Origin of the sequence: Novosphingobium olei, from assembly GCF_012927405.1 — a bacterium.
GTDB lineage: Bacteria > Pseudomonadota > Alphaproteobacteria > Sphingomonadales > Sphingomonadaceae > Novosphingobium > Novosphingobium olei.
Map to the genome: position 1 here is coordinate 1 of NZ_JABBGM010000038.1, position 2,586 is coordinate 2,586.

Genomic DNA, 2,586 nt, shown 5'->3' on the forward strand with positions numbered 1-2,586 from the left:
TGCGGATTCCGAAATGATACCGCCCGCCATTCCGAGGAATTCCCGCCCGGGATTCCGACCTGATCCCGCCCCCCCATTCCGATTAATTCCCGCCCACCTTCCCGGTGGTGTCGAGGCTGATCGTTGAGGCCATCTTCTGGGCTGTTGAGCAGCCTGGAGAATGAGATGCCGACGAGGAGGGCGAAGATGCGCGCACTGCGCGAAGTGATGCGAATGTACCGGGAGGGTTGCCTTCCGGTGCGAGAGATTGCCCGTTTGTCGGGAGTGGCGCGGTCGACGGTGCGCGACATGCTCGCACGTTTTGAGCGTTCGGGACTGTCGTGGCCGGTTCCGGTCGAGATCAGCGATGCGGCTCTGGAGGCGCGCCTCTATGGTCCCGCCGGCGTGAAGCCAGGGCGTCGCAAGCAGGCAGAGCCGGACTGGTCGGTGGTGGCGCGCGAGCTGAAGCGCAAGCACGTGACGCTGCAGGTCCTATGGGAAGAGTACATCGCCGTTCATCCCGACGGCTATCGTTACAGCCGCTGGTGCGAACTGTTCCGTAACTGGGAAGGCCGGTTGTCGCTGGTCATGCGCCAGAGCCATGCTGGCGGCGAGAAGATGTTCGTCGACTACGCCGGCGACACGGTGCCAGTCGTGATCAACCGCAGGACCGGCGAGATCCGCGATGCCCATCTGTTTGTGGCGGTGCTGGGCGGCTCGAGCCTGTCGTTCGCGTGCGCGACGTGGACCGAGCAGTTTGCTGACTGGATCGAGGGCCACAATGCCGCCTTCGCCTTCTTCGGCGGGGTGCCGCAGTTGCTGGTGCCCGACAATGCCAAGGTCGCGGTGATCAAGGCTTGCCACTTCGATCCGATGCTCAACCGCAGCTACACCGACATGGCCCGGCATTACGGGACGGCAGTGCTACCTGCCCGGCCGCGACGCCCACGCGACAAGGCGAAGGTCGAAGCCTGCGTCGGCATCGTCGAGCGCTGGGTGCTGGGGCGACTACGCAACCGTATCTTCTACAGCCTGGCCGAACTCAACGCCGCCATCGCCGAGTGCCTGACCGACCTCAATGAAACGCGGGTCCTTCGCCAGTTCGGCCGAACGCGTCGCCAGTTGTTCGAGGAGGTTGACGCGCCCAACCTCAAGCCGCTGCCGGCGGAGCAGTGGGTCCATGCTCAATGGAAGCGCTGCCGGGTTGGGCTCGACTACCATATCGCCGTCGATCACCACCATTACTCGGTGCCGCATCGCTACGCCCGCCGCGAGGTCGAGGCCCGCTTCACCGCGCGGACCGTCGAGATCTTTCTCGGCGGCGAACGCATCGCGGTGCACATGCGTGGCAGCGGAAATGGCCGGCATACGACGGTGCCCGAGCATATGCCCTCGAGCCACCGGCGCTATCTGGAATGGACGCCGGCCAGGATCCGCGATGAGGCGGCCCGGATCGGGCCGATGCTGTCGCTGCTGGTCGAGCGCATCATCAACGAGAGGCCGCACCCTGAGCAGGGCTACCGCTCGTGCCTTGGCATCATCGGCCTTGCCAAGCGCTTCGGACCTGAGCGGCTCGAAGCCGCCGCGGTGCGCGCGCTGGAGATCCAGGCCCGCCATTATCCGTCGGTCAAATCGATCCTCGAAAAGGGGCTCGACAAGGTGCCCGTGTCCAAAGCCCCGGAGCGCGAACCCATCCAGCACGACAACATCCGGGGCTCCCAGTACTACCACTGAAAGGAACGACGATGCTCAAACATCCCACGCTTGATCTGCTGAGCCAGCTCGGGCTGACCGGCATGGCTCATGCCTTTGCCGACCTGGATGGCAATGGCGATGCCGCCAGCCTTGGCCATGCCGAATGGCTGGCCCTGTTGCTCGACCATGAGGCCACCTGGCGCAATGACCGGCGCCTTGCCTTGCGCCTGCGTCAAGCAAGGCTGCGGCACCATGCCGCGCCTGAAGACGTTGATTACCGCGCTTCGCGCGGGCTCGATCGCCGCCTGTTCGAGATGCTGCTCAAGGGCAACTGGATCGCCGCCCACGAGAACTGCGCGATTATCGGGCCGGCCGGCGTCGGCAAGAGCTGGCTCGCCTGTGCCATCGGTCACCAGGCCTGCCGCGACAATCGCTCGGTTCTCTACACGCGCCTGCCGCGGTTGATCGACGACCTGTCGCTGGCCAAGGGAGATGGCCGCATCGCTGCGCGCATGAAGAGCCTTGCCCGCGTCGACCTGCTCATCCTTGACGACTGGGGGCTCGAACCGCTTGACGGCAATGCCCGCCATCACCTGCTCGAGATCCTCGAAGATCGCTACGGTCGCCGTTCAACGCTAGTGACCAGCCAACTTCCAGTGGCCCGCTGGTTCGATCTGATCGGGGATCCCACTTACGCCGATGCCATCCTGGATCGCCTCGTTCACAACGCCCATCGTCTCGAACTATCCGGCGAATCCATGCGCAGAAATCTCCACTCTCAAGCCGCTTGACCGACTGAAATATCACATGTGAATATCGGCCCGCGATCTGCTCCCCACCCGGGCGGCATCAAATCGGAACGGTGGGCGCGATCAGATCGGAATGGGGGGGCGGCATCGTCGGAATCCGCAC

Annotated in this window: 2 protein-coding genes; both read left to right on the top strand. The window is 64.5% G+C overall.

Features of this window, described 5'->3' with window-relative positions; genetic code table 11:
* Window positions 1–186: 186 nt before the first annotated feature.
* Window positions 187–1,713 (top strand): IS21 family transposase, encoded by a 1,527-nt coding sequence (gene istA, locus HHL27_RS22115; protein WP_169495518.1) that lies wholly within the window; start codon window positions 187–189, stop codon window positions 1,711–1,713.
* 11 nt (window positions 1,714–1,724) lie between these two features.
* Complete coding sequence (gene istB, locus HHL27_RS22120) at window positions 1,725–2,465, top strand: IS21-like element helper ATPase IstB (RefSeq protein WP_169495519.1); 741 nt, start codon at window positions 1,725–1,727, stop codon at window positions 2,463–2,465.
* Window positions 2,466–2,586: the final 121 nt, after the last annotated feature.